Annotated in this window: 29 protein-coding genes and 1 riboswitch; of the genes, 14 read left to right on the forward strand and 15 right to left on the reverse strand. The window is 68.0% G+C overall.

The genetic code is table 11. The features are described 5' to 3' along the window. Window positions 1-3 precede the first annotated feature (3 nt). From ACIPRI_RS22100 to ACIPRI_RS22120, 5 genes are all read left to right on the forward strand, one after another. Window positions 4-957, forward strand: coding sequence for a LysR family transcriptional regulator (locus ACIPRI_RS22100; protein ID WP_446623636.1), 954 nt, complete (start codon window positions 4-6; stop codon window positions 955-957). 376 nt (window positions 958-1,333) lie between these two features. Continuing rightward, on the forward strand, window positions 1,334-2,266 hold the full coding sequence (locus ACIPRI_RS22105) for a DMT family transporter (protein ID WP_446623637.1): 933 nt from the start codon (window positions 1,334-1,336) through the stop codon (window positions 2,264-2,266). Between the two features lie 2 nt (window positions 2,267-2,268). Then, complete coding sequence (locus tag ACIPRI_RS22110; RefSeq protein WP_446623699.1) at window positions 2,269-2,526, forward strand: oxidoreductase-like domain-containing protein; 258 nt, start codon at window positions 2,269-2,271, stop codon at window positions 2,524-2,526. Between the two features lie 83 nt (window positions 2,527-2,609). Then, a complete protein-coding gene (locus ACIPRI_RS22115) occupies window positions 2,610-4,913 on the forward strand; it encodes an Ig-like domain-containing protein (RefSeq protein WP_446623638.1) in 2,304 nt (767 codons plus the stop codon). A 59-nt stretch (window positions 4,914-4,972) separates the two neighbouring features. After that, window positions 4,973-5,854 (forward strand): VOC family protein, encoded by an 882-nt coding sequence (locus ACIPRI_RS22120; protein ID WP_446623639.1) that lies wholly within the window; start codon window positions 4,973-4,975, stop codon window positions 5,852-5,854. Window positions 5,855-5,869: 15 nt separating this feature from the next. Here ACIPRI_RS22120 and ACIPRI_RS22125 read toward each other — a convergent pair whose 3' ends face one another. Beyond that, window positions 5,870-6,247 (reverse strand): hypothetical protein, encoded by a 378-nt coding sequence (locus ACIPRI_RS22125; protein WP_446623640.1) that lies wholly within the window; start codon window positions 6,245-6,247, stop codon window positions 5,870-5,872. A gap of 143 nt (window positions 6,248-6,390) precedes the next feature. Between ACIPRI_RS22125 and ACIPRI_RS22130 the strand changes: the two genes are divergently transcribed. Genes ACIPRI_RS22130 through ACIPRI_RS22140 form a run of 3 tightly spaced genes read left to right on the forward strand, consistent with a single transcriptional unit; the run spans window position 6,391 to window position 7,838 of the window. Then, entirely contained in the window at window positions 6,391-6,951 is a 561-nt protein-coding gene (locus ACIPRI_RS22130; protein ID WP_446623641.1) for a DUF4166 domain-containing protein, read from the forward strand. After that, window positions 6,948-7,340: a thiol-disulfide oxidoreductase DCC family protein gene (locus ACIPRI_RS22135; RefSeq protein ID WP_446623642.1), complete on the forward strand. Its 393-nt coding sequence runs from the start codon at window positions 6,948-6,950 to the stop codon at window positions 7,338-7,340. Before ACIPRI_RS22130 ends, ACIPRI_RS22135 begins: the two co-directional genes overlap by 4 nt. 18 nt (window positions 7,341-7,358) lie before the next feature. Continuing rightward, window positions 7,359-7,838: an anthrone oxygenase family protein gene (locus ACIPRI_RS22140; protein WP_446623643.1), complete on the forward strand. Its 480-nt coding sequence runs from the start codon at window positions 7,359-7,361 to the stop codon at window positions 7,836-7,838. Window positions 7,839-7,851: 13 nt separating this feature from the next. Here the strand turns inward: ACIPRI_RS22140 and ACIPRI_RS22145 are convergent, their stop codons facing one another. From ACIPRI_RS22145 to ACIPRI_RS22155, 3 genes are all read right to left on the reverse strand, one after another. Next, a complete protein-coding gene (locus tag ACIPRI_RS22145) occupies window positions 7,852-8,538 on the reverse strand; it encodes a hypothetical protein (protein ID WP_446623644.1) in 687 nt (228 codons plus the stop codon). After that, window positions 8,535-9,944 carry a selenium-binding protein SBP56-related protein gene (locus ACIPRI_RS22150; protein ID WP_446623645.1) on the reverse strand — a complete coding sequence of 470 codons (1,410 nt, stop codon included), beginning with the start codon at window positions 9,942-9,944 and terminating at the stop codon, window positions 8,535-8,537. Before ACIPRI_RS22150 ends, ACIPRI_RS22145 begins: the two co-directional genes overlap by 4 nt. A 155-nt stretch (window positions 9,945-10,099) precedes the next feature. Next, the gene (locus tag ACIPRI_RS22155) at window positions 10,100-11,017 is read right to left on the reverse strand and encodes a DUF808 domain-containing protein (protein ID WP_446623646.1); all 918 of its coding nucleotides are present in this window, start codon (window positions 11,015-11,017) and stop codon (window positions 10,100-10,102) included. Window positions 11,018-11,148: 131 nt separating this feature from the next. On the opposite strand from ACIPRI_RS22155, the gene ACIPRI_RS22160 reads away from it, so the two are divergent. Together ACIPRI_RS22160 and ACIPRI_RS22165 are read left to right on the forward strand one after the other, a co-directional pair. Continuing rightward, entirely contained in the window at window positions 11,149-11,976 is an 828-nt protein-coding gene (locus ACIPRI_RS22160; RefSeq protein WP_446623647.1) for a DUF2092 domain-containing protein, read from the forward strand. A gap of 11 nt (window positions 11,977-11,987) precedes the next feature. Then, window positions 11,988-12,503, forward strand: a complete 516-nt coding sequence (locus tag ACIPRI_RS22165; protein WP_446623648.1) for a hypothetical protein — start codon at window positions 11,988-11,990, stop codon at window positions 12,501-12,503. Here ACIPRI_RS22165 and thiC read toward each other — a convergent pair whose 3' ends face one another. Both thiC and ACIPRI_RS22175 read right to left on the reverse strand, forming a co-directional pair. Next, a complete protein-coding gene (gene thiC / locus ACIPRI_RS22170; RefSeq protein WP_446623649.1) occupies window positions 12,504-14,420 on the reverse strand; it encodes a phosphomethylpyrimidine synthase ThiC in 1,917 nt (638 codons plus the stop codon). It lies immediately after the preceding gene. Window positions 14,421-14,538: 118 nt separating this feature from the next. After that, window positions 14,539-14,644, reverse strand: a riboswitch (TPP riboswitch). A 40-nt stretch (window positions 14,645-14,684) separates the two neighbouring features. Continuing rightward, window positions 14,685-15,203, reverse strand: coding sequence for an N-acetyltransferase family protein (locus ACIPRI_RS22175; RefSeq protein WP_446623650.1), 519 nt, complete (start codon window positions 15,201-15,203; stop codon window positions 14,685-14,687). A gap of 118 nt (window positions 15,204-15,321) precedes the next feature. Here ACIPRI_RS22175 and ACIPRI_RS22180 point away from each other — a divergent pair, with 118 nt between their 5' ends. Genes ACIPRI_RS22180 through ACIPRI_RS22190 form a run of 3 tightly spaced genes read left to right on the forward strand, consistent with a single transcriptional unit; the run spans window position 15,322 to window position 16,048 of the window. Beyond that, the gene (locus tag ACIPRI_RS22180) at window positions 15,322-15,468 is read left to right on the forward strand and encodes a hypothetical protein (protein WP_446623651.1); all 147 of its coding nucleotides are present in this window, start codon (window positions 15,322-15,324) and stop codon (window positions 15,466-15,468) included. A gap of 29 nt (window positions 15,469-15,497) precedes the next feature. Beyond that, window positions 15,498-15,767, forward strand: coding sequence for a VF530 family protein (locus tag ACIPRI_RS22185; protein WP_446623652.1), 270 nt, complete (start codon window positions 15,498-15,500; stop codon window positions 15,765-15,767). Beyond that, window positions 15,764-16,048: a 2Fe-2S iron-sulfur cluster-binding protein gene (locus ACIPRI_RS22190; protein WP_446623653.1), complete on the forward strand. Its 285-nt coding sequence runs from the start codon at window positions 15,764-15,766 to the stop codon at window positions 16,046-16,048. Before ACIPRI_RS22185 ends, ACIPRI_RS22190 begins: the two co-directional genes overlap by 4 nt. Before the next feature lie 4 nt (window positions 16,049-16,052). Here ACIPRI_RS22190 and ACIPRI_RS22195 read toward each other — a convergent pair whose 3' ends face one another. Further along, complete coding sequence (locus ACIPRI_RS22195; RefSeq protein ID WP_446623654.1) at window positions 16,053-17,300, reverse strand: MFS transporter; 1,248 nt, start codon at window positions 17,298-17,300, stop codon at window positions 16,053-16,055. Between the two features lie 47 nt (window positions 17,301-17,347). Next, complete coding sequence (locus ACIPRI_RS22200) at window positions 17,348-18,370, reverse strand: methionine synthase (RefSeq protein ID WP_446623700.1); 1,023 nt, start codon at window positions 18,368-18,370, stop codon at window positions 17,348-17,350. Window positions 18,371-18,503: 133 nt separating this feature from the next. Between ACIPRI_RS22200 and trxC the strand changes: the two genes are divergently transcribed. Beyond that, window positions 18,504-18,947, forward strand: coding sequence for a thioredoxin TrxC (gene trxC, locus ACIPRI_RS22205; RefSeq protein WP_446623655.1), 444 nt, complete (start codon window positions 18,504-18,506; stop codon window positions 18,945-18,947). On the opposite strand, the gene ACIPRI_RS22210 is transcribed toward trxC, so the two are convergent. From ACIPRI_RS22210 to ACIPRI_RS22240, 7 genes are all read right to left on the reverse strand, one after another. Continuing rightward, window positions 18,862-20,124, reverse strand: a complete 1,263-nt coding sequence (locus ACIPRI_RS22210) for a glycosyltransferase (protein WP_446623656.1) — start codon at window positions 20,122-20,124, stop codon at window positions 18,862-18,864. The genes trxC and ACIPRI_RS22210 overlap by 86 nt on opposite strands. Further along, window positions 20,121-21,020, reverse strand: coding sequence for a UDP-2,3-diacylglucosamine diphosphatase (locus ACIPRI_RS22215; protein ID WP_446623657.1), 900 nt, complete (start codon window positions 21,018-21,020; stop codon window positions 20,121-20,123). The genes ACIPRI_RS22210 and ACIPRI_RS22215 overlap by 4 nt, the downstream gene beginning before the upstream one ends. A 94-nt stretch (window positions 21,021-21,114) precedes the next feature. Beyond that, window positions 21,115-22,146 (reverse strand): transporter, encoded by a 1,032-nt coding sequence (locus tag ACIPRI_RS22220; protein WP_446623701.1) that lies wholly within the window; start codon window positions 22,144-22,146, stop codon window positions 21,115-21,117. A 118-nt stretch (window positions 22,147-22,264) separates the two neighbouring features. Continuing rightward, window positions 22,265-22,888 (reverse strand): Isoquinoline 1-oxidoreductase subunit, encoded by a 624-nt coding sequence (locus ACIPRI_RS22225; protein WP_446623658.1) that lies wholly within the window; start codon window positions 22,886-22,888, stop codon window positions 22,265-22,267. Continuing rightward, the gene (locus ACIPRI_RS22230) at window positions 22,888-25,098 is read right to left on the reverse strand and encodes a molybdopterin cofactor-binding domain-containing protein (RefSeq protein ID WP_446623659.1); all 2,211 of its coding nucleotides are present in this window, start codon (window positions 25,096-25,098) and stop codon (window positions 22,888-22,890) included. Before ACIPRI_RS22230 ends, ACIPRI_RS22225 begins: the two co-directional genes overlap by 1 nt. A gap of 3 nt (window positions 25,099-25,101) precedes the next feature. Continuing rightward, window positions 25,102-25,563 carry a (2Fe-2S)-binding protein gene (locus ACIPRI_RS22235; RefSeq protein ID WP_446623660.1) on the reverse strand — a complete coding sequence of 154 codons (462 nt, stop codon included), beginning with the start codon at window positions 25,561-25,563 and terminating at the stop codon, window positions 25,102-25,104. Window positions 25,564-25,698: 135 nt separating this feature from the next. Beyond that, window positions 25,699-26,598 (reverse strand): LysR family transcriptional regulator, encoded by a 900-nt coding sequence (locus tag ACIPRI_RS22240; protein WP_446623661.1) that lies wholly within the window; start codon window positions 26,596-26,598, stop codon window positions 25,699-25,701. Window positions 26,599-26,744 lie beyond the last annotated feature (146 nt).

Raw genomic sequence — 26,744 nt, forward strand, 5'->3', positions numbered from 1 at the left:
CCTATGGCTCCTACCGACTCAAGCCTGAAGCAACTTGACCTCAACCTCCTGGGGGTCCTGGACGCACTACTGCGCGAACAGAGCGTCACGCGTGCCGCCGAATCGCTTGGGACGACCCAGAGCGCTATCAGTCACTCGCTTGGCCGGCTTCGGATCTTCTTCGACGACGCCCTGTTCGTGAAGTCGTCCAAGGGCATGGTCGCCACGCGTAAAGCAGAGCTACTGCGCCAACCTGTCATGGACATCATGGCCACCGTCCGGCAGCACGTCTTGGCGGAAGCTGGCTTTCACCCTGCGCGCTCGCGCAGAGCGTTCGTGTTTGCGATGACGGACGTCGGAGAGTTGGTGTTCCTTCCCCCCCTTCTTACCGAACTGCGGCACGAGGCGCCTCACTGCACGGTACGGACGGTGCAAGTGCCCATCGAGCAAATCGAAGGTTTGCTGGCCTCTGGAGAAGTGGACCTGGCCTTGGGCTCAATCAGGTCGGCCCCAGAAGGCCTTTACCGCCAGCGCCTCTTCCTCAATACGTTCGTCACCATCGTGAGCGCGCGCAACTCTTCGATTGGTGACAGTCTGACGATGGAGCAGTTCCAGCAGATGCCCCAAGTGGTGGTATCCCTTGAAGGCAAGCTTGGCACTGCCTACGACAAGCTGGTCGAAGAGCAGGGCTTGGAGCGCAATGTCTTCCTGACGACGCCTCATTTTCTTGTTGTGCCGCTACTGCTCGAGCGGCATCCCGACCTCATTGCTACCGTACCAATGGAACTTGCAAGCGTCTTTTCCAACTACGGCACGCTGCGAATACTGAAGCCGCCGATCGAGCTGCCTCAGTTCGCGTTGAGCCAGCATTGGCATCCCCGATTTCACAACGACCCGGCGGTGAGTTGGTTGCGTGCTCTCGTGAAGCGAACGTTCGAGCACTATCGAGAACCGAAACTCGGGAAACGCCCCAAGTAATGGGCCGCATTGAAGCCCGTTGAGTGCGCATGCGGGACCCGGGGGCCTTGGAGGACAAGCAGTAACTACGACAACGGTTTTCGTTATGTAAGCGTGGGCCCGCGTTCTCGCCGATTGCTGTGCGACGAATCCTGACGGCAATGCGCTGCGACTTGATCGGCAGCTTGATAGCTGGGACCGGACGTTCCCTCCGACTTAGGGTAGGACTGCATCGGGCCCCATAGCCGTCCTTCTCGAACAAACCCCAAGAACACATCTTCAAAGAACCAGGCGCGAAGCCCCACGGCCTCAGCGCTGGCCAGTGAGGAAACTGGGCCAGGTAGAACCTTCCCCCCACCCCAGCAGCATTCCCGTGCCGCTGCAACAATGCGGCCCCATGCCCGCCCTCTCCCGCCTCCAGCTCGCCCTGCTCATTCCCCTCACCCTGGTCTGGGGCCTCAACTGGCCGGTGATGAAGCTGGGCGTGGCCGACTACCCGCCGCTCACATTCCGCGCCATCTCGATCTGGCTCGGCGTGCCGGTACTGGGCCTGGCGCTGGTGGCGATGAAGGTCCCATTCAAGGTGGCGCGCAAGGACTGGCCGCAACTCCTGTGGCTGGCGGCCACCAACATGTTCGTCTGGCATGCCTGCATCATCCTGGCGGTGAAGCACCTGTCGAGCGGGCGCGCGGCGATCCTCGGCTACAGCATGCCGATCTTCTCGGCACTGCTGGGTGCCTGGCTGTTCAAGACCGCGCTCAGCCGGCGCGGTTGGCTTGGCGTGAGCGCGGCGGCGCTGGGCGTGGCCCTCTTGCTGTGGCACGAGTTCAGCACGCTGGCCGGCCGGCCCGGCTATGTGGCGCTGGCCCTGGTGGCGGCCTGCACCTGGGCGCTGGGCACGCAGCTCCTGCGCCGCACCACGCTCACCGTGCCCACGCTCACCATCTCCTTCTGGATGACCACGCTGGCGGCGATCGTGATGTCGCTGCTTGCGCTGCTGCTGGAGCGCGGCCAGTGGAAGGCGCCCGGCAGCGCCACCTGGGGCGCCATCGTCTACAACGCAGTGCTGATCTTCGGCTTTGCCCATGCCGCCTGGTTCTACCTGGCGCGCGGCCTGCCGCCGATCGCCTCGACCCTGAGCGTGATGCTGATCCCGGTGATCGGCGTCTTTGCCGGCGCGCTGTGGCTGGGCGAGACGGTGCACTGGCAGGACTGGGCGGCGGTGGCGCTGATGATGGTGGCCATCGCCTCGGTGCTGTGGCCGGCGCGGGCTGCGGGCGTGTCGCTGTCGGCCACCGCGACGGGTGCGGCGGGCCGGCCGCGCGTCTGATGATGAAGAACGCAGGCGCGATGGCCCCGCTGCCCCAGGTGGTCGACGCCGCATCGGGGCGCGCGCTGATCGAGGCCCTGGTCGCACGCCTGCGCAGCGCCGGCATCGAAACCGGACAGGACTTCCGCCGGCCGCCGCCCGAGCCCACCGGCTGCTGCGGCCGCGGCTGCAACGGCTGCGTGTGGGAAAGCTACTTCGCCGCGCTGCAATGGTGGCGCGAGGACGCGCTGGAACTGCTGCTGGCGGCCGAAGCGGCCTGAGCCGTGCGCCTGTGCTTTTTCACAGAGGTGTCACACACGGGCGTGAGCATCGCCGGCTGTTTGCGTTTGTAACAGCCACAAGAATGAACACCGCTGCTCCTGCCCGCTACCTTCCTCCCTTCCAGCGCATCGTCCTTTGCACTGCCATCGCATTCGGGCTTGCCGCCTGCGGCGGCGGCAGCAGCGACAACACGACGCCGGCCAACGCCACCACGCCGCCGGCCGCCGCGCCCGCGCCCGCGCCCGCGCCCGCGCCCACGCCCGCGCCCGCGCCTGCACCTGCACCTGCACCTGCACCTGCACCTGCACCTGCACCTGCACCAGCTCCGGCGCCCGCACCGACCCCTGCACCCGCGCCCGAGCCCGAACCGGAGCTGGTCGCATCCCAGATCCTCACGCCCAACGCCGGCACCACCAAGGGCTCGTCCGACGCATCGACCGCCTTTGCCCTGCCCGAGGGCTGGATGCTGGTGGCCGACGACGAATCGAACATGCTGCGCGTCTATCCACGCGCCGGCGGCGCTGCGGTGCTGGAGTGGAGCTACGAGCAGAACGGCCCGATGTATCTGAAGGAGCTGGACCTGGAAGCCGGCACGCGCATCGGCGACACGCTGTACCTGGCCGGATCGCACAGCAACAAGAAGGACGGCGCCGACGCAGTGGCCGACCGCGCGCACCTGTTCGCCATCCAGCTGAGCGGCACCGGCGCGGCCACGCAGTTCAGCTACGTGGGCCAGTTCTCGGGCCTGGAAACGCAGCTGATCGCCTGGGACAGCGGCAATGTGCACGGCCTGGGCGCCAACCGCTTCGGCTTTGCCGCATCCGCCGGCGCCGGCGTGGTGCCCGAGCGGGTGGACGGCTTCTCGATCGAAGGCATGGCAGCCGCGCCGGGCGACGGCGCGCTGTGGCTGGGCTTCCGCGCCCCGCTCACCGATTCGAGCGCGCGCAACAAGGCGCTGATCGTGCCCGTGCAGAACCACGCCGCGCTGGTCGCGGGCAGCGCCGCCCAGGCCACCTTCGGCACGCCGATCGAGCTGGACCTGGGCGGACGCGGCATCCGCTCCATCGACAAGGGCAGCGACGGGCATTACCTGATCGTGGCCGGCCCGGCGGGTGCCGCCAGCGATCTGGTGGACCGCAACTTCGCGTTGTTCTCATGGGACGGCAACGCCGCCAACGCGCCGGTGGAACTGGCCAACGACCTGGAGACGCTGCGCAAGAAATCGAAGGGCAGCTTCGAATCCATCGTCGAGGTGGCCGGCCCGGTGGCGGCCGGCACGCAGGTGCAGCTGCTGCTGGACAACGGCGACACGCTATGGGACGGCAAATCGTCCATCTCCAAGGATCTGCCGGCCGCGGAGCAGCAGTTCTTGGGCTTCACGGTGCGCCTGGGCGCGCCGCTGGCCGACAACGCCGGCCCGCTGCTGAAGGCGGCAACGCCGCCCGATGAGCGCAACGGCGTGCCACTGGACAGCCCCATCGTGCTGAGCTTCAACGAAGGCATCCGCTTCGGCGCCGGCGCGGTGGTGCTGCGCAAGAAGAGCGATGGCAGCGTGGTCGAAAGCTTCTCGGCCGCCAGCCCGGCGGCACGCGCGCAGATCAGCTTGAACGTGTTGACGCTCACGCCCAGCCAGCCGCTGGAAGCCGGCATCGACTATTACGTCACGGTGGACGGCAACGCCATCGTGGACGCCAAGGGCAACGCCTTCGCCGGCTTCAGCGACGCTGGCACGCTCAACTTCCGCAGCACCGCAGGCGCCAGCAGCCTGGCGCCGGGGGACGTGCTGTTCATGGCGGCCAACGCGCAACCCACCGATGCCTTTGCCTTCGTGCTGATGAAGGCGGTGAACGGCGGCACCCGCATCTACTTCACCGACCGCGACCGCAAGAGCGGCACCACGGAATTTGCCGGCGTCATCAACGAGGCCGCCTTCGCCTGGACGGCCGACCAGAATCTGCCGGCCGGCAGCATCGTCACCATCCAGACCGACGTCACGGGCAACCCGGTCGCCGACAAGGGCACGACCCTGGGCGCACCGGGCGGCATCGGCAAGAGCGAGACCTACTACGCCTTTGCCAGCGCCAGCATCGCCGGCCTGGGCACCGGCTTGGCCGGCGAGATTTCGGCGGTAAGCGGCCATCTGGCCAGCATCACCCTGGGCGGCGCGGCAGGCACCATCCCGGCCGAACTGGTGACGGCCGGCACCGCCATGAGCTTCACCATCGTGCCGGCGATCCAGACCAACGTGATCTACAGCGGCTCGCTGGACCGCTCCGACCTGACGGCCTTCGCCGCCCGCGTGAAGGACCCGGCCAACTGGACCAAGGACTTCAGCGGCGGGCCGGGCTTTGCGCTGACCAACGGGAGCTTCTTCCCGGGCAACTGAGGGGCGCGCATACTGCGCATCGCGCTCTTTCTTCATCTCTTTATGAGAGGAGACCCGCGATGCCAAGTACCGCAAACGCCAGTAGCCCCGTATGGCCGGCCGCGCTCGATCACATCCGCCTGGATGCCGAGCAGCTGGAACCCATGGTCGCCTTCTACCGCGACGCCATGGGCATGCAGCCCACGCCGCTGGCCGACGGCAGCGTGCTGATGCAGGCGCCGCGGCGCCGCATCGTGCTGGGCCTGGGCCAGCGCCGCAGCCAGCCCTACAGCGCCTTCCGGCTGCGCGACGATGCGCAGCTGCAGGCGCTACGCGAGCATGCGATGGGGCGCGGACTCGAACCGCTGCCCAGTCCAACGCCGCTGTTTTCGCCGGGTGCTTTTGCGCTGCAGGACCCCGATGGGCGGCAGATCGTGTTTGGGCTGCCGGCCGGCGACCTGCCGCCAGCGCCCGGCACAGGGAACTGGAATGCAGCCGCGCGCCTACCCGCCCGCCTGCAGCATGTGGTGGTGGCCTCCAGCGCGTTGGCGCCGATGCTGCGCTTCTATGAAGAGGACCTGGGCTTCGTCGTGTCGGACTACGTGTTCGATGGGGGCGAGACGCCGACGGTCGGCTTCTTTCGCACGAGCCCCGAGCACCACAGCTTTGCCGTGTTCCGCTGCCCCGAGACGCGGCCCGACCACCACGCCTACGAAGTCGACTGCTGGAACGACATCCGCGACTGGGCCGACCACATGGCCAGCCTCCACATCAAGCTTTGGTGGGGCCCCGGCCGCCACGGACCGGGCAACAACCTCTTCTTCATGGTGCAGGACCCGCAGGGCTACCTGGTGGAGCTGTCGGCCGAGCTGGAGACGGTGCCCGATGGCGTGGTCAAGCGCCGCTGGCGGCACGAGGAGCGCACGCTCAATTTGTGGGGGCCGGGGTTCATGCGCAGTTAGCGTGGAGCCTGATTTCTATTTGCCGGCCTCGGGTGCCGGTACCGGCGTGACCGTCTCGCGGATCACGCCGCCGCCCATCACGCTGCCGCTGCTGGAACTGCTCGCGCCACCGCGAATGCGCGCCTCGCAGTCCGCCTGCTCGGCAGCGGGCAACTGCTGGCAGCGCGCCAGCGCGTTGGCATCCAGCGCGCCGGGGCTGCCGCTGGTGAGCCCGCCCGGCTGGCCCGCCGCCTGGCGCGCCGCGCCGGCCTCGCGCTGGCAAGCAGCTTTGTCCTGCTGCACGCCATCGCAGGCGGACGATGGGGCGCCCGGCGCGCTTTGCGCCCATGCGCTGGTGCCGCTGCCGGTCGCCAGCAGCGCCAACACGGAGCACCTCAAAAACAGCTTCTTCATGAACACCTCCTTGCCGCGCTCTCCCTGCACCTGGGCTTGCCGGGGAGGCCAGGGTAAGGCACAGTGCGCCCCCAAGTTGTAGGCGGATGCGCCGCGGCGGCGCCATGCTGCCGCGCCGCATGAAAAGAAGAACAGAAGCCTTGATGCAAATCTCTGAGCCATCCATGTACGAGCGCGCCATGGGCAGCGCGTTCACGCGCCTGCATCCGACCGTGCAGCGCTTTCACCAGCTGGCCGGCCGGCACGTGCTGCTCGGCTGGGTCGAGACGGTGGCGCCGCGTTCGATGCCGGGCAAGCTGCTGGCCCTGTGCCTGGGCACGCCGCTGCGCAGCCTGCGGGGCCCGATCCGCTTCGAGCTCGATGCGCGGCCGGAGGTCGAGACCTGGACGCGCCTGTTCCCGCACCGGCTCATGCGCTCGCAGCTGCGGCTGCGGGCGCGCGAGGTGATCGAGGAGCACCTGGGCGCGGCGCGGCTGCGCTTCGAGTTGCAGGAACAGGGCGGCATGCTGGCGATGCGGCTCACGCGCATGCGCTTCATCGGCATCCCCTGCCCGTCCTGGCTGATGCCGCGCATCGTGGCGCAAGAGACCGGGCATGGCAAGCACCTGGCGTTCAGGGTCTCTGCCTCGGTGCCGCTGGTGGGCCTGGTCGCCAGCTACCATGGCCAGCTGATGCTGCCTTCCGCTTGCGCGAGCCAACCATGATCGTCGTCTTCGACGCCCAGTGCCTTCTGTGCAACGGCTGGGTGAAGTTCCTTTTGAAGCATGACCGGCGCGGGGTGTTCCGCTTCGCCTCGATCCAGGGCGCGGCCGGCAAGAAGCTGCTCGCCGATGCCGGCCTGCGGGTCGACACGTTGCAGACCTTGCTGCTGGTGGATGAAAACCAGCGCACCTGGCAGCAAACCGCCGCCATCCTGCGTGTGCTGGGCGCACTCGGCTGGCCCTGGCGCCTGGCCTGGCTGGCGTGGTTGATTCCGGCGCCGCTGCGCGATGCGCTGTATGGCGCGCTGGCCCGCAATCGCTACCGGCTGTTCGGGCGCTCGGAAACTTGCCTGATGCCCGATGCGCGCCATGCTGCGCGCTTTCTCAACTAGTTTTTTTCAAGGCCGGCCATGCTCGACCTTCTTCTGCTTGCCACCTGCCTCGGTGCCGGCCTGATCGCCGGCGTGTTCTTCGCCTTCTCCAGCTTCGTGATGAAGGCACTGGCCGACTTGCCAGCCGAACAAGGCGTGGCGGCCATGCAGCGCATCAATGTGGTGGTGCTGAACCCCCTCTTCCTGGGTGTCTTCATGGGCACGGCGCTGCTGGGGCTGCTGTGCGTGCTGGCAGCTGCCTTTTTTGCCGGCTGGGCAAGTGCAAGGTTTTCGCTAATGTCGGCCGCCGCCGGGCTCAGCTACGTGATCGCCTGCTTCGGCGTGACCATTGCCTGCAACGTGCCGCGCAACAACCGGCTGGCCGGCCTGCGCGCCGACTCGCCCGAAGCGCTGGCCTACTGGCCGGTGTATGTGCGCGAATGGACGTTTTGGAACCACGTGCGCACGGTCGCCTCGACGGTCGCCTGCGGCTGCGCCGCGGCGGCACTGACGGGCTGACTGGCCGCCCTCTTCAAGCCGTCGCCAGCGCCGCCGCCCCTGCCGCCATCAGGCCCAGCGCCCACACCCTGTCCAGGTTCAGCCAGGTGCGCTGCAGCATGCGCAGGCCCAGGTAGCGATAGACGAGCCAGGCCAGGCCCAGTCCGGCGCCGATCATCGCCAGCGTGTGAATCAGCGACACCAGCAGCGCGGTGCCCAGGCTGGCGCGCATCATCAGCGTCGCCACCTCCGTCGCGGCGGCGCTTGGCGAATCGCACAGGCCCATGAAGATGGGCAGCAGCATCAGCCCCGCGCCGTGCGCCGTGGCCATGAGGAAGGACCACAGCGCCAGCTCGGTGGGCCGGATGCGCGCCAGCCAGCGGTGCCGGTGCAGGCCGCGTGGCGCGAAGACCAGCAGCGCTGTACCGAACAGCAGCACCAGCAGGCCCGCGCCGATGCGGATCTCGCGGCTCCAGTCGACCAGCCAGCTCAGCAGCGCAAAGGGCAGCAGCACCAGCGCCATGGCCAGCAGGTGGCCCGCGCCCAGCGGCAGCCAGGCCATCCAGACGGCCGCGCCGCGCCGGTCCTCCAGGCCACGCGCCACGGCCAGCGGCCAGCCCATGGCCGGGTTGAGCCCGTGGTAGAGGCCCAGCGCCACCACGCCGGCCCACAGCGACGCCGTGGAAAAAAGAAGCTGCGCGCTTTCTGCAGCCTGGCTCACGCCGACGAATAGCAGAAGGAATCGGTGGAGCAATCACCGCCCTGCAGACGGATCTGGTGCGAGCCGTACTCGGCGCCGAAGTCCACCATGAACTTCGGGTCGAGCGCGATGCCGCCGTCGGCGCCCACGTTGCACATCACCTGCCGTCCCGGAATGCCATCGGGATAGAACTGCGGGTCCCACTTGCTGTAGAGCGAGTTGGTGAAGTACACACGCTTGCCGTCGCGGCTGATCTCGGTCATCTGCGGTCCGCCGCCGAAGGGCGTGCCGTTGGGATGCGGCGTGTGCCTGGCGATGCCGCCGATGCGCACGCTGCCGGAAAGGCGCGGGTTCATCGGGTCGCTCACGTCGTACTGGCGCAGCTCGCCGGTGCCCCAGCAGGCCACGTAGAGGAAGCGGTCGTCCATCGACAAGTCGATGTCGGTGATGAGCGGCGGCACCGCGCCGAAACCCTTGAGCAGCGGCGGCAGCAGGTCGGCTTCGGCGGGCTCGGGCGGGATCACCGCCGTCTTCTTCGCGTTGAAGGTGCCGTCCTTCTCGCGCCACCAGGTCCAGATGGAACCTTCGAGGTTGCTGGTGTCGACCACCACGCCGACAAAGCCCCATTCGCGCACCGGGTCATGCGCGGGCCTCACCTCCAGCGCCATCTGGTGATTGGCGCCCAGGTCGATGGTCTGCAGGTGCTTGCGTCCGCGCAGGTCCCAGAAATGCAGTTGGTGGCCATAGCGGTTGCCCAGCAGTTCTTCGGGAATGATGCCGTTCTCGAACTGCGGCGGCAGGCCCCATTCGCTGGACACCATGTAGTCGCGCGGCAGGTTCCACCAGAAGTCGTAGTGCAGCTTTTGTGGGCCGCGCTCGATCTCCCATTTGCCCAAGATCTCGAAGCTTTCGCAATCCATCAGGAACACGCCGGGCGGCCCTTCGGTGCCGTCGGGGCCGGCCCCGCCCAGGGTGCTGATGTACAGGCCCTCGGGCCCGCAGTGCACCGTGTGCGGGCGCGAGTAGCCGGTCTTTTTCACCACCTCTTCCGGCTCGATGGTGCGCACGATCTGCGGCTTCTTCGGATCGGGCTGCGTGTCGACGATGTAGATGCGCGAGCTGCGGATGCCCGGGATGACGAGATAGCGGCGCTTCAGGAAGGCATGGCCCGACATGGGCGACAGGGCCGAGCTGCAGGCGTTCCAGCCGAAGTGGTGGAACTCGTCGCCCTTGTGGGGCATGTCGAGCCGGTGCAGCACGCTGCCGTAAGTTTTGGAAGACGGATCGACGTCGACCACCGCCAGCGCATCGGGGCGCGACCCGTCAGGCGACAAGAGCGCGGTGTAGGCGATGCGCTCGGGTTCCGCCTCCATCGCCAGGCGCGGCGAGGGGTGGAAAGTGGGATCGGTACGCAGGGATTCCAACATGGCGGCTCCTTCCGACAAGGACGGGATGCACACACCGCGAGAAAGGCGCAGGGGCAAAAGTATGCGCCAGCGCACCTGCTTTTTCTGTCTACCAAAAGTAAGAGTGGAACGGATGAGCTGGCCGCAGCCGCATGGGCCACTCCCCCGCGCAGCGATCAGGCCGTTGCCTCGCGCTTTGGCAGCAGCTTCCTGACCACCTCGACCACCGCCAGCACGATCGCGCCGGCCACGATGCCCACCAGCGCATTGGCCAGCATGCCGCCCAAGGTCGCCGTCCAGCCGCCCCACTGCGCCAGCCATTCCTCCATCGGGTGGCCGAGCATCGGCACGCCATGCACCAGGATGCCGCCGCCCACCAGGAACATGGCGGCGGTGCCGGCAACCGACAGCGCCTTCATCAGCCACGGCGCCACGCGCAGCAGGCTATTGCCGATGGCCCGCGCCAGGGCGCCGGCGCGCCGGCTCAGGTACAGGCCCAGGTCGTCCAGCTTGACGATGCCGGCCACCAGGCCGTACACGCCCACCGTCATCGCGACGGCGATGCCCACCAGCACCGCCAGTTGCGTCGTGAAGGGCTTGCCGGCCACCGTGCCCAGGGTGATGACGATGATCTCGGCCGACAGGATGAAGTCGGTGCGGATCGCGCCCTTGATCTTGTCCTTCTCGACCGCGCGCAGGTCGATCTTCTCGTCGACCAGGGCCGCTTCGAGCTGCGCCTGATCTGCCTGCGCCTCTTCCTTGTGCAGGAACTTGTGGGCCAGTTTTTCCACGCCCTCGAAGCACAGGAAGGCGCCGCCGATCATCAAGAGCGGAATCACCGCCCAGGGCAGGAAGCTGCCGATCAGGAGCGCCGCCGGCACCAAGATCGCCTTGTTGACGAAGGAGCCCTTGGCCACCGCCCACACCACCGGTAGCTCGCGGTCCGCCTTCACGCCCGACACCTGCTGCGCGTTAAGCGCCAGGTCGTCGCCCAGCACGCCGGCCGTCTTCTTGGCCGCGACCTTGGTGAGGATGGAGACATCGTCCAGCACGGTGGCGATGTCATCAAGCAGGAGCAGGAGGCTGGAGGCCATGGCAGATGGATGTTTTTGCTGAGTTGCCGAAATGATCCGATGGTAATTGGCAAGCTGGACAGCGTGCGGCGGGCATCGTATGGTTCGCGCCTTCGCACACTCGTTCACGTTTACGCATCCGGAGTTCACCTATGACGCCTACGAAATTCAGTACCGTCCTCTGCGCCGCCTTGCTGCTGGGCGCCTGCGGCACCTCGCCGCCTGCAGCGACGCCCGGCACGCCGCCGGCCTCCAGCGCGAGCCCGAGCGCAAGCGCCGCCGCCGCTGCGCCCCAGTCGACCGCGCAGAAAAATGCGGTGGACCCGGCGGCCGTCCAGGCCTTGAAGGCCATGGGGGCCGCCCTGCAGTCCCTGCGGCGCTACGAGGTGTCGCTGGATCTCACCGGCGAACGCGTCTTGCAGGATGGACAGAAGCTGATGCACTCGGCCCAGGCCGACCTGCAGGTCGCGCAGCCCAACCGCCTGCGGGCCCACACCGCCACGCCGATGGCGCAACGCGTGATGTACTACGACGGCAAGAAGGTCACGCTGCAGTTCCCGGACGCGAACTACTACTCCGCCGTCGATTTCTCCGGCACCGTCGGCGATCTCGTCGGCCGGCTCAAGAGCAACTACGGCGTCGAGCTTCCCGCGGCGGACCTGTTCGCCTGGGGCACCCCTGCCGCGCCCTTCGACAATCTGCAGTCGGCCATGAACGCCGGGCAGGCCGTGGTCGGGGGCAAGCTGTGCGACCACTACGCATTCCGCCAGGCCGGCATCGACTGGCAGATCTGGCTGAGCACCGGCAGCAATCCGCTGCCCCAGAAGCTGGTGGTCACCAATCTGGGCGACGATGCGCGCCCGCAATCCACCACCCTGTTCCACTGGAACCTGAAGCCGGCATTTGCGGATTCGAGCTTCACCTTCGTGCCGCGAAGCGGCGCCAAGAGCATCGACATGGTGCCGGTCAAGAAGCAATGAAGGGACATACCATGAAGACGCTCTCGATCGGACGCCCGCTCGTCGCCTGCGCAGTCGCGCTGTTCCTGGCCAGCACCATGGCCCCCGCCGAAGCCCAAAGGCACGGCGGCGGCGGTGGGGCGCGCGCGCACGGTGGCGGTGGCGGTGGCGGCGCGCGGCCACAGGTCAACAACGCGCACGCCGATGCGCGCACGCAGAACGTGCGCAGCAACAGCGTCAACAGCGTGTCGAACACCAACGTCAATGCCAGCCGCAACGTCAACGTCAACTCCAACCGCAACGTCAATGTGAACGTCGACAATCACGGCGGCTGCTGCGGCTGGGACAACGACTACCACCCCGTGGCCACGGCCGCCGCCGTCACCGCGACGGTCGCCGTGACCTCCGCGATCGTCGGCTCCATGGTCCGTACCGTGCCGGCAGGCTGTGTGCCGGTCAACTACGGCGGCATGGTCTACCAGCAATGCGGCGGCGCGTGGTACATGCCGCAGGCGGGCCAGTACGTCGTCGTCAACCCGCCGTACTGATCAGGCTTCGCCCCGGCCTTCACCGGCCGGCGCGATCGGGATGTAGAACTCGCCGCCGGCGCGGCGAAATTCCTGCGCCTTTTGCGTCATGCCGCGCGCGAGCGCGTCGTCGTCCGACAGGCCACCCTGCGCGGCAGCGAACTCGCGCACCTCCTGCGTGATCTTCATCGAGCAGAACTTGGGGCCGCACATGGAGCAGAAATGCGCCTCCTTGCTCGAGTCCTTGGGCAAGGTCTCGTCATGGAAGTCGCGCGCCGTCTCCGGGTCCAGGCTCAGGTTGAACTGGTCGTGCCAGCGGAATTCGAAACGCGCCTTGCTCAACGCGTCGTCGCGTGCCCGCACACCCGGGTGCCCCTTGGCCACGTCGGCCGCATGCGCCGCGATCTTGTAGGCGATGATGCCGGCCTTCACATCCTCGCGGTCCGGCAGGCCCAGGTGCTCCTTGGGCGTGACGTAGCACAGCATGGCGGTGCCGAACCAGCCGATCATGGCCGCGCCGATGGCGCTCGCGATGTGGTCGTAGCCCGGCGCGATGTCGATGGTCAGCGGGCCCAGCGTGTAGAAGGGCGCCTCGTGGCAGTGCTTGAGCTGCTCTTCCATGTTGGCCTGGATCAGGTGCATGGGCACGTGGCCGGGGCCTTCGATCATGGTCTGCACGTCGTGCTTCCAGGCGATTTGCGTCAGCTCGCCCAGGGTGCGCAGCTCTGCAAATTGCGCTTCGTCGTTCGCGTCCGACGCGCAGCCCGGGCGCAGGCCGTCGCCCAGCGAAAAGCTCACGTCGTACTGCTTCATGATGTCGCAGATGTCTTCGAAGTGCGTGTACAGGAAGCTTTCCTTGTGATGCGAGATGCACCACTTGGCCATGATCGAGCCGCCGCGCGAGACGATGCCGGTACGCCGCCCCGCAGTCAGGTGGATGAAGGGCAGGCGCAGCCCGGCATGGATGGTGAAGTAGTCCACCCCCTGCTCGGCCTGCTCCACCAGCGTGTCCCGAAAGATCTCCCACGTCAGGTCTTCGGCCACGCCGCCCACCTTCTCCAGCGCCTGGTAGATCGGCACGGTGCCGATGGGCACCGGCGAGTTGCGCACGATCCAGTCGCGCGTGGTGTGGATGTTGCGGCCGGTCGAAAGATCCATCACGTTGTCGGCGCCCCAGCGGATCGCCCACACCAGCTTCTCCACCTCTTCCTCGATGCTCGAGGTGACGGCCGAGTTGCCGATATTGGCGTTGATCTTCACGAGGAAGTTGCGCCCGATGGCCATCGGCTCGATCTCGGGGTGATTGATGTTGGCCGGGATGATGGCGCGCCCGCGCGCCACCTCGTCGCGCACGAACTCGGGCGTGACGATCTTCGGGATCTTGGCGCCCAGCGGGTTGCCAGCGAGCCTGGCCTCGCGTGCGGCGTCACCCATGTACTCGGCCATCCATTCGCGCCGACCGTTCTCGCGGATGGCGACGTACTCCATCTCGGGCGTGACGATGCCTTTGCGGGCGTAGTGCATCTGCGTGACGTTGGCGCCCGCCTTGGCCTTGCGCGGCATGCGCTGCAGCCTGGCGGCCTCGCGCCGCAGGTCGGCCACGCGCGCGCTGGCCTCGTCCTTGGTGCCATCGTCCAGCGCCTGGAGCGTGCGGCCCGAATAGAAGGCGGAATCGTCGCGCGCGTCGATCCAGCCGCGCCGCAGCGGCGGCAGGCCGCGCCGGATGTCGATCTCCGCTTGGGGGTCGGTGTAGGGGCCGGAGGTGTCGTAGAGCGACACCGTTTCGCCGTTGGTGAGCAACACCTCGCGCATCGGCACCTGGATCTCGGGGTGCAGCGCGCCCTGGATGTGGGTCTTGGTGGAGGCGGGAAACGGCTCGCGGGTGCGCGCCAGCAGTTCGGTGAAGCTGGCGAGTTTCGGATCGAGGGGGGCGTTCATCGGGGGTCCTTTCCGGGTGGTAGCAACTGCACTAAGACGTTGCTCCGGAAAGTGCCCTGGAGAGGTGCTTGCCGTCTGCGAACTACCCCCTGTGGAGAGGGACGCGCGCCTTGGCAGGCTTCTCAGGTTCAGCTCTTCTTCCGCCGGTATTAACCGGATCAAGTTCTCGGGTCCGGCCTTCAATCAGGCCGTCTCAGCACACTGGTGCACCCCGGAGCAGGCGCGATTGTGGGGGCAGCCTGCCCGTCGGTCAACCGAAAAAACTCAGGTCACGTCGCGCTTGAGGCGGATCTCCTCGATGCGCACGGTGCCGATGGCGGTGGTCTTGGCGGTCTTCATTTCGCGCTTGAAGCCGGCCAGTTCCATGAAGCGGATCGCGCGGTCATTGCGCAGGGGCACCCAGATGGTGACCGTGGTGCAGCCCTCTTCTTCCAGGCCTTCGCGCGCAGCATCCCACAGGGCCACGCCGACGCCCTTGCCCCAATGCTCGGGCTTGATGTGCAGGGCCCAGATCTCGCCGGTCGTGGCGGGCGTCTTGGGGTCGCGCGAACGGTCGAAGCCGACGAAACCGACGATCTCGCCGTCGACCTCGGCCACGTGGATCTGCGGCTCGCTGAACTCGATGGCTTCGCGCCACTTGGCTTCGCGCGAGGCGGGAGCAATGACGCTCAGCTGGTCTTCGGGGAGGATGTCCTTGTAGGCAGCCTTCGCGGCAACGGCATGAACTTCGGCAACGGCTTTGGCGTCGCGCAGGGTGGCGGGGCGGACTTCGTAGTCGGACATGATGAACGAGAGGGAGAAAGAAAGAAGAAGCGGAAAAGCCCTCTATTGTCGCCTGCGATGGCGGCAGGGGTTTTCGCCTCTAAACTTCCGGATACACAGCAAATACGGAGAACCCGCCATGGCAAAAGGTCAGCAACGCAGCAACAAGGAAGGCAAGAAGCCCAAGAAGGACAGCGGCGCACCGCCCAAGCCGATCTCGGGCGCGCCGATGGCGCCACCCATGACCACCGCGATCATTCCGCGCGGCAAGGACAAGAACAAGTAAGGCTGGCCCAAGCGCCTCCGGTCACGCCCATGAACACCCCTTCGGCGCAGCCGCGCAATCCGCTGCACGGCCTCACGCTGGAGGCGATCCTCACGGCGCTGGTCGAGTACTACGGCTGGCCGGGGCTGGGCGACCGCGTCCAGGTGCGCTGCTTCAACGTCGACCCCAGCATCGGCTCCAGCTTGAAGTTTCTGCGCAAGACGCCGTGGGCACGCGAGAAGGTCGAGAGCCTGTACCTCTTCATGCTGCGCGAACAAAAGCGCGAGCAGCAGCAACAACGCCAAGAGCCGCCCGGATGAAGATCCGCATCGAGCCCGCGGGCTACGAGTTCGAGGCGGCGCCCGGGCTCACCCTGCTGCAGGCGGCGGAGGACACCGGCATCGAGATTCCCAGTTCCTGCCGCAACGGCACCTGCCGCACCTGCATCTGCGAGATCAGGGGCGGCGGCTCGGTGCGCTACCGCATCGAATGGCCGGGCCTGTCGGCCGAGGAAAAGGCCGAGGGCTGGACCCTGCCCTGCATCGCCGAGCCGCTGGCCGACCTCACGCTGGAGATCCCCTTCGCCCTGCTGGCCGACTGAACACTCATTCCTTCCTGATAGGCGCCGCCACGATCCGGTCGCGCTCCGCCAGCGTCGGAAACAACTTCACCCAGCCCAGCGCCACCAGCACGGTGCCGATGCCGCCCGCCACCACCGAGCCGACCGGCCCCAGCAAGGCCGCAGTGGCGCCCGATTCGAACTCGCCCAACTGGTTGCTGGCACCGATGAAGATCGAGTTGACCGAGCTGACGCGCCCGCGCATCTCATCCGGCGTTTCCAATTGCACCAGCGTCTGGCGGATCACCACGTTGACCATGTCGACGCCGCCGGAGACAGCCAGCGCGATGAGCGACAAGGTGAAGCTGCGCGAGAGCCCGAACACGATCATGCAGACGCCAAAGGCCGCCACCGCCGCCAGCAGCGTGCGCCCCACGTGCCGCTCCACCGGCCGGCGCGTGAGCACGATGGACATCACCAGCGCGCCCACCGCCGGCGCGCTGCGCAGCAGCCCCAAGCCCCAGGGCCCCGTGTGCAGGATGTCCTTGGCATAGATCGGCAGCAGCGCCACGGCGCCGCCCAACAGCACGGCAAAGAGATCGAGCGAGATCGCGCCGAGCACGGTCTTGCGCTGCCAGATGAAGTGCACGCCCGCCAGCAGCGTCTGCACGGTCACCGGCTCCCTGGATCGCTCGGGCTGCACATAGCGCAGCCGCACCACCAGCAGCGCGGCGACGACGAAGAGCAGCAGGCTCGCGCCGTACACCGCACCCGCGCCCGCCACGAACAACAGGCCGCCCAGTGCCGGCCCGCCGATGATGGCCCCTTGCGTGCCGGCCGAGCTGAAGGCCATCGCGCGCGGCAGCGCCAGCGGCGGCACCAGGAGCGGCACCAGCGCCTGCTGCGCCGGCATCTGGAAGGCACGCACCGCGCCCAGCACCAGCGACAGCCCCAGCAGCAATCCGCGCGAGGCCTGGTGCGAGGCCTCCGCCGCGAACAGGACCAGAGCCACCACGCCCTGCACCGCCAGGCAGATGGCGACGATGCGCCCGCGATGATGCCGGTCGACCACGTGCCCGGCCCACAGCGCCAGGGCCAGGGCGGGCGCGAACTGGTACAGGCCCACCAGGCCCAGGTCCCAGGCGCTCGAGGTCAGCTCGTACATGTGCCAGCCGATGGCCACCATCAGCATCTGCATGGCAGCCGTCCCGAAGACGCGGGACGCCCACAGGTGCATATAGGGGCGTTCGCGGGTGAGGTCGGAGAAGGCGGGCTGGGTCGGGTCGGCGTGCATGGGGGTGCCGAGGATAGCGGCTTGCTCCCCAGCGGGGCCGTACGGCGCTAGGAACCGTAGCGGGCGCGGGCCAAGGCCGCGCCCTTGCCCAAGGCCTCCAGCTTCAAGCGCGCCACCTCCCGGTCCATCGGCGCCATGCCGCAATTGGTACAGGGCAGCAGCCGCTGCAAGGGCACGTACTTCAAGGCTTCGCCGATGGTGTCGGCCACCTGCTCGGGCGTCTCGATGACGTCGCTGGCCACGTCGATCACGCCCACCATCACGTCCTTGCCGTCCAGGAGCTTCATCAGCTGCGGCGGCACGTGCGAGTGAAAACACTCCAGGCTGACCTGGTCGATGCTGCTCCTGGCCAGCGCCGGAAACACCAGCTCGTACTGGCGCCATTCCTCGCCCAAGGTCGCCTTCCAGTCCACGTTGGCCTGGATGCCGTAGCCGTAGCAGATGTGCACCGCGGTCGTGCAGGTCAGGCCCTGCGCCGCGCGTTCCAGCGCTTGCACGCCCCAGTCGGCGGCGTCCTTCATGTAGACGTTGAAAGCCGGCTCGTCGAACTGAATGATGTCCACGCCATCGGCCTGCAAGGCCAAGGCCTCGATGTTCAGCAGCTCGGCAAAAGCCATCGCCATCTTCACCTTGTCGCCATAGAAGCGGTCGGCCACCGTGTCGACGATGGTCATCGGGCCCGGCAGGGTGAACTTGATCTTCTTGCCGGTGCGGGCACGCAGCAGCTGCGCTTCGCCGGCGTGCACACGGCCCTTCAGGCGCAGCGGCGCCACCACCTGCGGCACCATCGCGTCATAGCGGTTGTCGCGGATGCCCATCTTCACCTTGTGCGCGAAGTCGATGCCTTCGACCTGCTCCAGAAAGCCGTGAACGAAATGCTGGCGCGACTGCTCGCCGTCGCCGATCACGTCCAGGCCGGCGTCTTCCTGCGCCTTGATCCACAGCAAGGTCGCATCCTGCTTGGCCTGGGCCAGCTCGGCGCCCTCGGCCTTCCACTGGGGCCAGAGCTTTTGCGTTTCGGCCAGCCAGGACGGCTTGGGCAGGCTGCCGGCAATGGTGGCGCTGAACAGGGGGCGGGTGGTCATGGCGGTCTCCTTGTCGCCCTGGCGGGCAATGGGCTGCGGCATGTTAGTCCAGTGAAGCAGTGCATGACGCGCAAGCGCACACTTGCAATCCGGCTCACCCGCCCGTACCTATTGCGCCATGACCACCGCCGACACCCTGCACATCGTCTGCCCGCATTGCCACACCACCAACCGGGTGCGGGCCGAGCAGCTCGGCAGCGCGCCCGACTGCGGCAGCTGCCACCAGCCACTGTTTGGCGGGCGTTCGGTGGCGCTCGATGAGAAGAGTTTCGACCGCCACCTGGCGCGCAACGAGATCCCCCTGCTGGTCGATTTCTGGGCGCCCTGGTGCGCGCCCTGCCGGCAGATGGCGCCGGGCTTCGAGCAGGCCGCGGCGCGGCTGGAGCCGCACATGCGGCTGGCCAAGGTCGACACCGAGGCGGTGCCCGCGCTGGGGGCGCGCCACAACATCCGCAGCATCCCGACCCTGGCCCTGTTCAAGGGCGGACGCGAGGTGGCCCGTCAGGCCGGCGCGATGGGCGCGGCCGATATCGTGCACTGGGCGCAGCAGCATTCGATGTAGCGGGCGCAGGCGCGCTGAAGGCGCGTTCGGCCGGCGGCAGCTGCGCCGCTTCCAGGATCGTCCTGAGGATCGCCGGCACCTCGAACACGGCCCGGTTGCGCACCCGCCGCGTGGCCTCGCGCAGCTCGGGCAGGCGCGCCAGCATGTCCTGCACCGCCTCGTCCACCTTCGCAAAGCTCGGGCACACGATGCCCACGCCCTGCTCGCGCACCCAGTGCGTGTTGTAGCGCTCCTGTGGCAGGGTGTGGCGGTTCCGCACCACGATCACCGGCAGCTGCATCTGCACCGCCTCGCTCACGCTGCCGGGGCCGGGCTTGCCGATGAAGAAGTCCGCCAGCTGCATGTAGCGCGCCACATCCGGCGTGAAGCCGAGCACCAGCCGGGGTGCCCGCGATGGCAATTCGCGCAGCGCGTCGGCCAGTGCGGCGTTGTGGCCGCAGGCCAGGATCAGCTGCGTGTCCGGCAGGCGCCTGGCGATCTGGCGCATCGCCTTGGCGCCCTGGCCGCCGAACAGCACCAGGCCGGTCGGGCGATGCGGGTCGAGCCTCAAGAGCGCGCGTTCGGCCGCCCGATCCAGCGGCGGCGGGTCGTAGAAGGCCGTGCGGATCAGCATGCCCGAGGTCGCATGAATGTGCTGCGGCGCATGGCCCGCCGCCCTGGCCTGCGCCACCGCGCGCGCCGAGCCGCAGACGAGGTGGATGGGCAGGCCGCTTTCGATCCAGAAGTTGGGCGGGTAGTCGGCCAGATCGGTCAGCACCGTCGCATAAGGCACGCCGGGCAGGCTGCTGGCCAGTGACTCGTACAGCGCCCGGTTGAAGTTGGGAATCAGCGAGACGACCAGGTCCGGCTCGCGCTCCAGCCAGGCACGCTGCAGCTGACGCACCAGCGGCGCGTGGCCCCAGCGGATCAGGCCCTGCAGCAGCTTGAGTTCCTGCGCCAGGCCCACCGTCCAGCCGCGCGCCAGACGCTTGTTGTAAAGGTCTTCCGGGTCCATGCCGGTGAGCTTGCGAAAGCCGTCCCTGGGATCGAGCATTTCGCGCAGGTTCACCAGGCGCACCTGCCAGCCCAGTCCGGCGCGTTCGATCGCCGACGCCAGCGCCAGCGCCGAGGCGCGATGGCCGCCGCCGGCGTTGAAATAGATCAGGTCGACGATGGGCGCGGACGGCTCCGCACTCATGCCGTCTGCGTCGTCGTCGCAGCAGCCGCGCGGGCTGCGCGCGCCCCTGCCTTGGTCGAAACGGGCAGGTGCTCGGACCACTGCAGGATCTCCAGGCGCCCGTCCGCGTGCTCGGCCAGCGCGGTGAGGCTTTCCACCCAGTCGCCGTCGTTGCAATACAGGATGCCGTCGATGTCGCGCATCTCGGCGTGGTGGATGTGGCCGCACACCACGCCCTGCAGGCCGCGCTTGCGCGCCTCGCGCGCCACCGCGAATTCGAAGTCGCCGACGTAGCTCACCGCGCGCTTGACCTTGAGCTTCAGGTACTTGGACAGCGACCAGTAAGGCAGCCCCATGCGCGCCCGCATCGAATTGAGATGACGGTTGAGCTTCAGGGTGAATTCGTAGAGCGTGTCGCCCAGGTAGGCCAGCCACTTGGCGCACTGGATCACTGCGTCGAACAGGTCGCCGTGGATGACCCAGAGCTTGCGCCCATCGGCCGTCTCATGCACCCATTCTTCCGCCACCTCGACGCCGCCGAAGGTGTGGTTGATGTACTTGCGGGCGAACTCGTCATGGTTGCCCGGCACGAAGATGACACGGGTGCCGCGCCGCGCCTTTCGCAACAGCTTCTGGATGACGTCGTTGTGCGCCTGCGGCCAGTACCACTGGCGGCGCAGTTGCCAGCCGTCGATGATGTCGCCCACCAGGAAGAGCGTCTCGCACTCGGTGTGCTTCAAGAAGTCGAGCAGCGCCTTGGCCTGGCAACCGGGCGTGCCCAGGTGCAGGTCGGAAATCCACAGTGTTCGAAAGCGTTGTGGCGGACGGGTGACGATGTCATCCGGCCCGCTCGCGTCGACATCGTCGGTTGCGGCGGTGTCGCGCCATGCGGCAAGAAAGGCGTCATCTCTTTGCATGGACGCTCATGTTTGCGTCGCTCGGTGTCGCCGCCGTGTCGGCGCCATGAATCTTGGGTGACAGACCTGAAACCGCGGCGTCAACGCAACGCCATCAACTGCGGTCCTTGCGGTGGCGCCGCAAGGTGATCCAACCGGCGATCACGGTAAAGCCCAGCACCACCGCCACCAGGATCCAGAAGCCGTCCTTGTCCTCGGCCAAGGGAATACCACCCACGTTCATGCCGAACAGGCCGGCCAGGATGTTGATCGGCAGCGCCAGCACCGTGACGATGGTCAGCACGAACAGGCTGCGGTTGTTGTCCTCGTTGACGCTGGCGGCGATCTCTTCCTGCAAAAGCTTGATGCGCTCCTGCAAAGCCTGCATGTCGCGCAGCACCACCGAGAACTCTTCGGTGGCGGCGCGCAGTTCCTGCACGTCGCCGGCGACCATCCAGGCCGGCGGGTTCTGCAGCAGGCGAAAAAGCGCCGCGGGCTCCGGCGCCAGCAGGCGCTGCAGCCGCACCAGCACGCGGCGCAGGCCTCCCAGGCGCGAGCGCTTGGTGTTCAGGCGGCTGGCCAGCAACTGGTCTTCGATCTTGTCGACGCGGGCGGTGGCCGCACGCACGATGCCCACCAGCACGTCCGCCTGGGTGCGCATCAGCCGCTCCAGCAGGTCGGCCGTGGAGCGGATCGATTCACCCCGACCGATGGCGGTGCGCAGCCGGTCGGTCGAGCGCAGCGGATTGCGCCGCGCCGTCAGCACCAGCCGCCGGTCCACGCTGATCCACAGGGTCGAGATGTCGGAAGCGTCCAGCTCGAAGTCGAAATGCACGTCGTTGATGACGGCATTCAGTGCGTCCTCCACCCGCTCGATGCGCGTGGAATAGATGCCGTCGTGCAGCATCTCGAAGAAGTCGGGCGACAGCCCGGCGTGGCGCGCCAGCCAGCGCTCGGCCGACACATGGGCCAGGTTGAAGTGCAGCCAGGCGAAGCCGCTGGCCTGCATGCCGCCCTCCAGCCACTGCGCGGCGGCGGCCGAGCCCAGCGGGCGGCCGATGCCGTCCGCGCCGAACAGAAAGCCGCAGATCAGGCCGGCTTCATCGCCGCCGTAGTTGGCGGCGGCGCTGGCATCGAGGGAGTTCAGGGGCAAGTGAGGTCGGGGCGTCCTTCGGCGAGGAAGACGACGGGCTCATGACGGCAGGACAAGACTGGGATGCTCCACCGCGCATGTGACAGCCATATGTCATGCCGGCGTCGCCAGCTCACGTCCGCGGGCAGAACGCCCCCGCATCCGCCCAGGCCCGAATCAGCGCTCCAAACTCCTTCTGCGACCCCGGCGCACTCGTACGCCCAGCCCCCGGCTGCCAGGCCCAGCCGACCAGCGAGTCCTCGGCCATGTGGTGCACCAGCTTGGCCATGTCCATGTTGTCGTTGCGGGACTTGTCCTTGATCTGCTCGCAGATCTGCGCGAGCGTCCTGCCCTGCCAGGCCATCGAGAGCGGCGCCAGGTGCCACTTGGGGTGGCCGGGCACGCGCGCGACGTCGTAGTTGGCGGCCTGGTGGCAGGTGGCGCAGCGCATGGCGGCGGCGCCGAAGCCATCGTTGCCGCGCACCACCCAGGGCTGGTGCGGGCTCAGCGCATTGCCCTGTGTCGGCCGCTCGCCGGCCGGGTGGCAGTTGAGGCAGCGCGGGCTCTGGATCACCTTGCCGGCCTCGTTGAAAAGCGCAATGGCACGCTCCTGCCGGTCGGCGATCTTGTCGAACTCGGACACCGGCTTGAGCGTGCCGCCAGCAGCAGCCTCCTGTGCCGACGCGGCGACGGGCGCCAGCAGCAGAAGCAGCGCGACGACCAACCAGCCCGCATGAATGTTCTTTTTCTTTTTCATCACGCGGCCTCCCGCACCATCGGCAACTGGCGCGGCCGCTCGCCGCCCGGCAAGCGCGCCAGCGCATTGGCCACCGCCGGGCCGATCGGCGGCACGCCGGGCTCGCCCACGCCGGTGGGCTTCTCGGTCGCTTCGACAATGCGCACCTCGACCACCGGCATCTCGTGGATGCGCAGCGAGCGGTAGCTGTCGAAGTTGCGTTGCACGCGCAGCCCCTGCTCCATGCGGATCTCGCCGAACAGGACGTGGCCCAGGCCAAAGCCGATGCCGCCGGTCATCTGCGCGCGCACGACGTCGGGATTGACCACGCGGCCGCAGTCCACCGCGCACCACACCTTGTGCACGCGCGGCTCGCCGTTCTCGCCCATCGACACCTCGGCCACGTGCGCCACGTAGGTGCCGAATGACTTGACGATGGACACGCCGCGCGCCCGCCCGCTGCCCGCGTTGGGCCCCGACCATTGGGACAGCTCGGCCACCGCGCGCAGGGTGCGGGCAAAGCGCGGGTCTTCGCCGAACATGGCCAGGCGCCCGGCCACCGGGTCCTGGCCCAGCGTCTGCAGCAGCTGGTCGACAAAGCACTCCACCGCGTAGCCGGTGTGGGTGGCACCCACCGAGCGCCACCACAGCGTGGGCACGCCCACCTTCTGGACGTGCACGTCGCAGCGGAAGGCGTCGAACTTGTACGGCGTCTCGGCGGCGCCCTCGACCATGGTCTCGTCGATGCCGGCCTTGTTGACCACCATGGACTCCATCGGCGAGCCCAGGATGAAGGACTGGCCGACGATGGTGTCGGACCAGGCCACCACCTTGCCGCCGCGCAGCGCCCCGCGCAGGCGGTGCACGAACAGCGGCCGGTAGAAGCCGCCCTGCACGTCGTCCTCGCGCGTCCACATGAGCTTGACCGGGCGCTGCGGGCCCAAAGCCTTGGCCACCATGGCCAGCTCCACCGCGAAATCGGCGCCCGCCTGCGCCCGCCGGCCGAAGCTGCCGCCGGCCAGCATGGTCTGGATGGCCACCTGCTCGGGCTTCATGCCCAGCACCGCGGCAATGGCGCCCTGGTCCGCGGTCTGGACCTGGCTGCCGAAGCGCGCCGTCGCGCCCTGGGCGTCGAAGCGCAGGTAGCCGTCGAGCGGCTCCATCGGCGCATGGGCCAGGTAGGGGAAGGCGTATTCGGCCTCCACCACCTTCTCGGCCGAGGCCCAGGCGGCATCCACATCGCCGTGGCTGCCCGCCACCTTGCCGGGCGTGCGCGCCACTTCGCGGTACTGAGCCAGCAACTGCTCGCTGCCGCGCTTCTCGGCCGCGGAATCGTCCCAGGTGATGCGCAGCTTCTCGCGTGCCTTGATGGCCGGCCAGGTGCTCTCCGCATACACGGCCACGCCGATGGGCAGCGGCTTGACCGCCACCACGCCTTTCACCTTCAGCGCCTCGGCGGCATCGACGCTGGCGACCTTGGCCCCGAACAGCGGCGGATGCGCCACCACCGCCGTCAGCATGCCGGGCTCGTGGATGTCGATGGTGAACTGCGCAGAGCCGTCCGTCTTGGCCGGCACGTCCAGTTTCTTCACCGCGCCCTCGCGGCCGATCAGGGTGAAGGCCGAGGGGTCCTTCAACTTCACGTCGGTGGGCGGCGGCAGTTTGGCGGCCGCCAGCGCGAAATCGCCGAAGCGCCCTTGGCGGCCGGTGGACGCGTGGTGCAGCATGCCGCGTCGCACCGTGATGTCCTTGGCCGGCACGCCCCAGGCGTTGGCGGCCGCCGTCACCAGCAGCGCCCGCGCGGTGGCGCCGGCCATGCGCATCTGTTCATAGGAGTTGGCGATGGCCGTGGAGCCGCCGGTGCCCTGGAAGGGACCGAAAGCCAGGTTGTTGTACAGCTTGGCGTCGGCCGGCGCGTGCTCGGCGCGCATCTGCGACCAGGCAGCGTCCATCTCTTCGGCCACCAGGGTGGTGAGGCCCGTGAACGGGCCCTGGCCGAATTCGATGTGCTTGACGAGCACCGTGACGCGGCTGTCGGTGCCGACCCGCACGAAGGCGTTGGGCGCAAAGACTTCGGGGGACGGCTTGGCCGCCTTGGCCGCTGCCAGCGCGTTGCCGGAAGTCAAGGGCGCCAGCCAGACGCCGATCACCAGGCCGGCGCCCGCCTGCAGCGCGGCCCGGCGCGAGGGATCGCTCGGGGATGGGTTGAGGACAACAGGAAGGGACGACATGGCTCAGCCTCCCAGGGTGCGCGCCGCGTCATGGATGGCGGCGCGGATGCGGTCGTAAGTGGCACAGCGGCAGATGTTGCCGTTCATCGCCAGGTCGATGTCGCGGTCGCTCGGCTTCTTCACCTGCCTGAGCAGCGCCACCGCGCTCATGACCTGGCCCGACTGGCAGTAGCCGCACTGGGGAACGTCGCGCGCCACCCAGGCGGCCTGCACCGCCTTGGCCTCCGGCCCGGACAGCCCTTCGATGGTGGTGACGGCGCGTTTGCCGACCGCGGAAATCGGGATGGCGCACGAGCGCACGGGCTGCCCGCCCAGAAAGACGGTGCAGGCTCCGCATTGCGCGATGCCGCAGCCGAACTTGGTGCCGGTGAGCTGCAGCGAATCGCGCAGCGCCCACAGCAGCGGCGTGTCGTCGTCCACATCGACGCGCCGCGCCTTGCCGTTGACCGTGATGACATGGACCATTGGCTTCCCCTTGGGGTGGCTGGATCGTCAATCGTGTCACAAGCGCCAGCCTTTTGCGCAAGAAAATGCAACGCGAAGGCCAGCCGCCATGCGCGGCGCCTGCAGCGATGGGGCAGGCCGGCGCACCGGGCGCGATCACTGCACCAGGCTGCTGGCCGAGGCCGCCGACTGTTCGAGGAACTCGAGCATCGCGCGCATTGCCGCGCTGTTGTGGCGACGCTGCGAATAGGCCGCGTAGACCCAATGGTCACTGCGCATGTGCTCGCGCAGCACCGGAACCAGGGCGCCGCGTTCCAGATGCGATTGCACCAGCGGCTCGGGCACGCAGGCCACGCCGGCACCGCGCAGCGCCAGCTCGATCAGCGCGAGCGGATCGTTGGCTTCCATGCGGCTGCGCACCGCCACCTCGTACTGCCGCCCCGCGGTCTCGAAGGGCAGGTGCGTGGTGGGCATGGCCGAGAAGCTCAGCACGTCGTGCTGGCTCATGTCTTCCGGCGTCTTCGGCATGCCGCGCTTGGCCCAGTAGGCGGGCGACGCGCAGACCACCAGGTCGAACTGAGCCAGCCGCCGCACGATGAGGTTCAGGTCATCGATGCGTCCGCCAGTCAGGTGGATATCGATGCCTTCCGCGATGAGATCGACGGCGTCGTTGGTGAACACGAGGCTCACGTACACGTCCGGGTAGCGCCGCATGAATTGCGCGATCACGTCCGACAGCCAGCCCGCGATCAGGCCATGCGGCGCGCTGATGCGCAGCCGCCCGCGGGGAAGTGCGCCGTGCGCCTGCAGGTCGTGCAGCGTGGATTCGGCCATGGCCACCAATTGCGCGCTGCGCTCCAGCAGCATCTCGCCGGCGTCGGTCAGGCTCAGCGAGCGGGTCGAACGATTGAGCAGGCGCACGCCGCTGCGCTCCTCGAGCTCGGCCACGTAGCGGCTGACGGTTGCCTTCGACATGCCAAGCGACAGGGCCGCGCGGGAGAAGCTGCGCCGAAACGCCACTTCGCGAAAGGTCTTGATGAGGTCGAGTCCATCCATGGCTTCATTGTGCTGCGGGGCGATGGCGGCGCCGGCCCTTAAAATCCTGCGCGCAGCCAGCCAGGCCCTTGTTCGGGCCTTAGCCAGCCAACCCTCGAACGCCTCATTTCGACCAGGTGGTTGGCAATGCCCTACTTCAGACCTCG

This window comes from Variovorax sp. LARHSF232 (genome assembly GCF_052871435.1).

Coding starts and splice junctions, on each gene's coding strand:
- ACIPRI_RS22100 (WP_446623636.1), top strand. CDS start 4: ATGGCTCCTACCGACTCAAGCCTGAAGCAACTTGACCTCAACCTCCTG.
- ACIPRI_RS22105 (WP_446623637.1), top strand. CDS start 1,334: ATGCCCGCCCTCTCCCGCCTCCAGCTCGCCCTGCTCATTCCCCTCACC.
- ACIPRI_RS22110 (WP_446623699.1), top strand. CDS start 2,269: ATGAAGAACGCAGGCGCGATGGCCCCGCTGCCCCAGGTGGTCGACGCC.
- ACIPRI_RS22115 (WP_446623638.1), top strand. CDS start 2,610: ATGAACACCGCTGCTCCTGCCCGCTACCTTCCTCCCTTCCAGCGCATC.
- ACIPRI_RS22120 (WP_446623639.1), top strand. CDS start 4,973: ATGCCAAGTACCGCAAACGCCAGTAGCCCCGTATGGCCGGCCGCGCTC.
- ACIPRI_RS22125 (WP_446623640.1), bottom strand. CDS start 6,247: ATGAAGAAGCTGTTTTTGAGGTGCTCCGTGTTGGCGCTGCTGGCGACC.
- ACIPRI_RS22130 (WP_446623641.1), top strand. CDS start 6,391: ATGCAAATCTCTGAGCCATCCATGTACGAGCGCGCCATGGGCAGCGCG.
- ACIPRI_RS22135 (WP_446623642.1), top strand. CDS start 6,948: ATGATCGTCGTCTTCGACGCCCAGTGCCTTCTGTGCAACGGCTGGGTG.
- ACIPRI_RS22140 (WP_446623643.1), top strand. CDS start 7,359: ATGCTCGACCTTCTTCTGCTTGCCACCTGCCTCGGTGCCGGCCTGATC.
- ACIPRI_RS22150 (WP_446623645.1), bottom strand. CDS start 9,944: ATGTTGGAATCCCTGCGTACCGATCCCACTTTCCACCCCTCGCCGCGC.
- ACIPRI_RS22155 (WP_446623646.1), bottom strand. CDS start 11,017: ATGGCCTCCAGCCTCCTGCTCCTGCTTGATGACATCGCCACCGTGCTG.
- ACIPRI_RS22160 (WP_446623647.1), top strand. CDS start 11,149: ATGACGCCTACGAAATTCAGTACCGTCCTCTGCGCCGCCTTGCTGCTG.
- ACIPRI_RS22165 (WP_446623648.1), top strand. CDS start 11,988: ATGAAGACGCTCTCGATCGGACGCCCGCTCGTCGCCTGCGCAGTCGCG.
- thiC (WP_446623649.1), bottom strand. CDS start 14,420: ATGAACGCCCCCCTCGATCCGAAACTCGCCAGCTTCACCGAACTGCTG.
- ACIPRI_RS22175 (WP_446623650.1), bottom strand. CDS start 15,203: ATGTCCGACTACGAAGTCCGCCCCGCCACCCTGCGCGACGCCAAAGCC.
- ACIPRI_RS22180 (WP_446623651.1), top strand. CDS start 15,322: ATGGCAAAAGGTCAGCAACGCAGCAACAAGGAAGGCAAGAAGCCCAAG.
- ACIPRI_RS22185 (WP_446623652.1), top strand. CDS start 15,498: ATGAACACCCCTTCGGCGCAGCCGCGCAATCCGCTGCACGGCCTCACG.
- ACIPRI_RS22190 (WP_446623653.1), top strand. CDS start 15,764: ATGAAGATCCGCATCGAGCCCGCGGGCTACGAGTTCGAGGCGGCGCCC.
- ACIPRI_RS22195 (WP_446623654.1), bottom strand. CDS start 17,300: ATGCACGCCGACCCGACCCAGCCCGCCTTCTCCGACCTCACCCGCGAA.
- trxC (WP_446623655.1), top strand. CDS start 18,504: ATGACCACCGCCGACACCCTGCACATCGTCTGCCCGCATTGCCACACC.
- ACIPRI_RS22210 (WP_446623656.1), bottom strand. CDS start 20,124: ATGAGTGCGGAGCCGTCCGCGCCCATCGTCGACCTGATCTATTTCAAC.
- ACIPRI_RS22215 (WP_446623657.1), bottom strand. CDS start 21,020: ATGCAAAGAGATGACGCCTTTCTTGCCGCATGGCGCGACACCGCCGCA.
- ACIPRI_RS22225 (WP_446623658.1), bottom strand. CDS start 22,888: ATGAAAAAGAAAAAGAACATTCATGCGGGCTGGTTGGTCGTCGCGCTG.
- ACIPRI_RS22230 (WP_446623659.1), bottom strand. CDS start 25,098: ATGTCGTCCCTTCCTGTTGTCCTCAACCCATCCCCGAGCGATCCCTCG.
- ACIPRI_RS22235 (WP_446623660.1), bottom strand. CDS start 25,563: ATGGTCCATGTCATCACGGTCAACGGCAAGGCGCGGCGCGTCGATGTG.
- ACIPRI_RS22240 (WP_446623661.1), bottom strand. CDS start 26,598: ATGGATGGACTCGACCTCATCAAGACCTTTCGCGAAGTGGCGTTTCGG.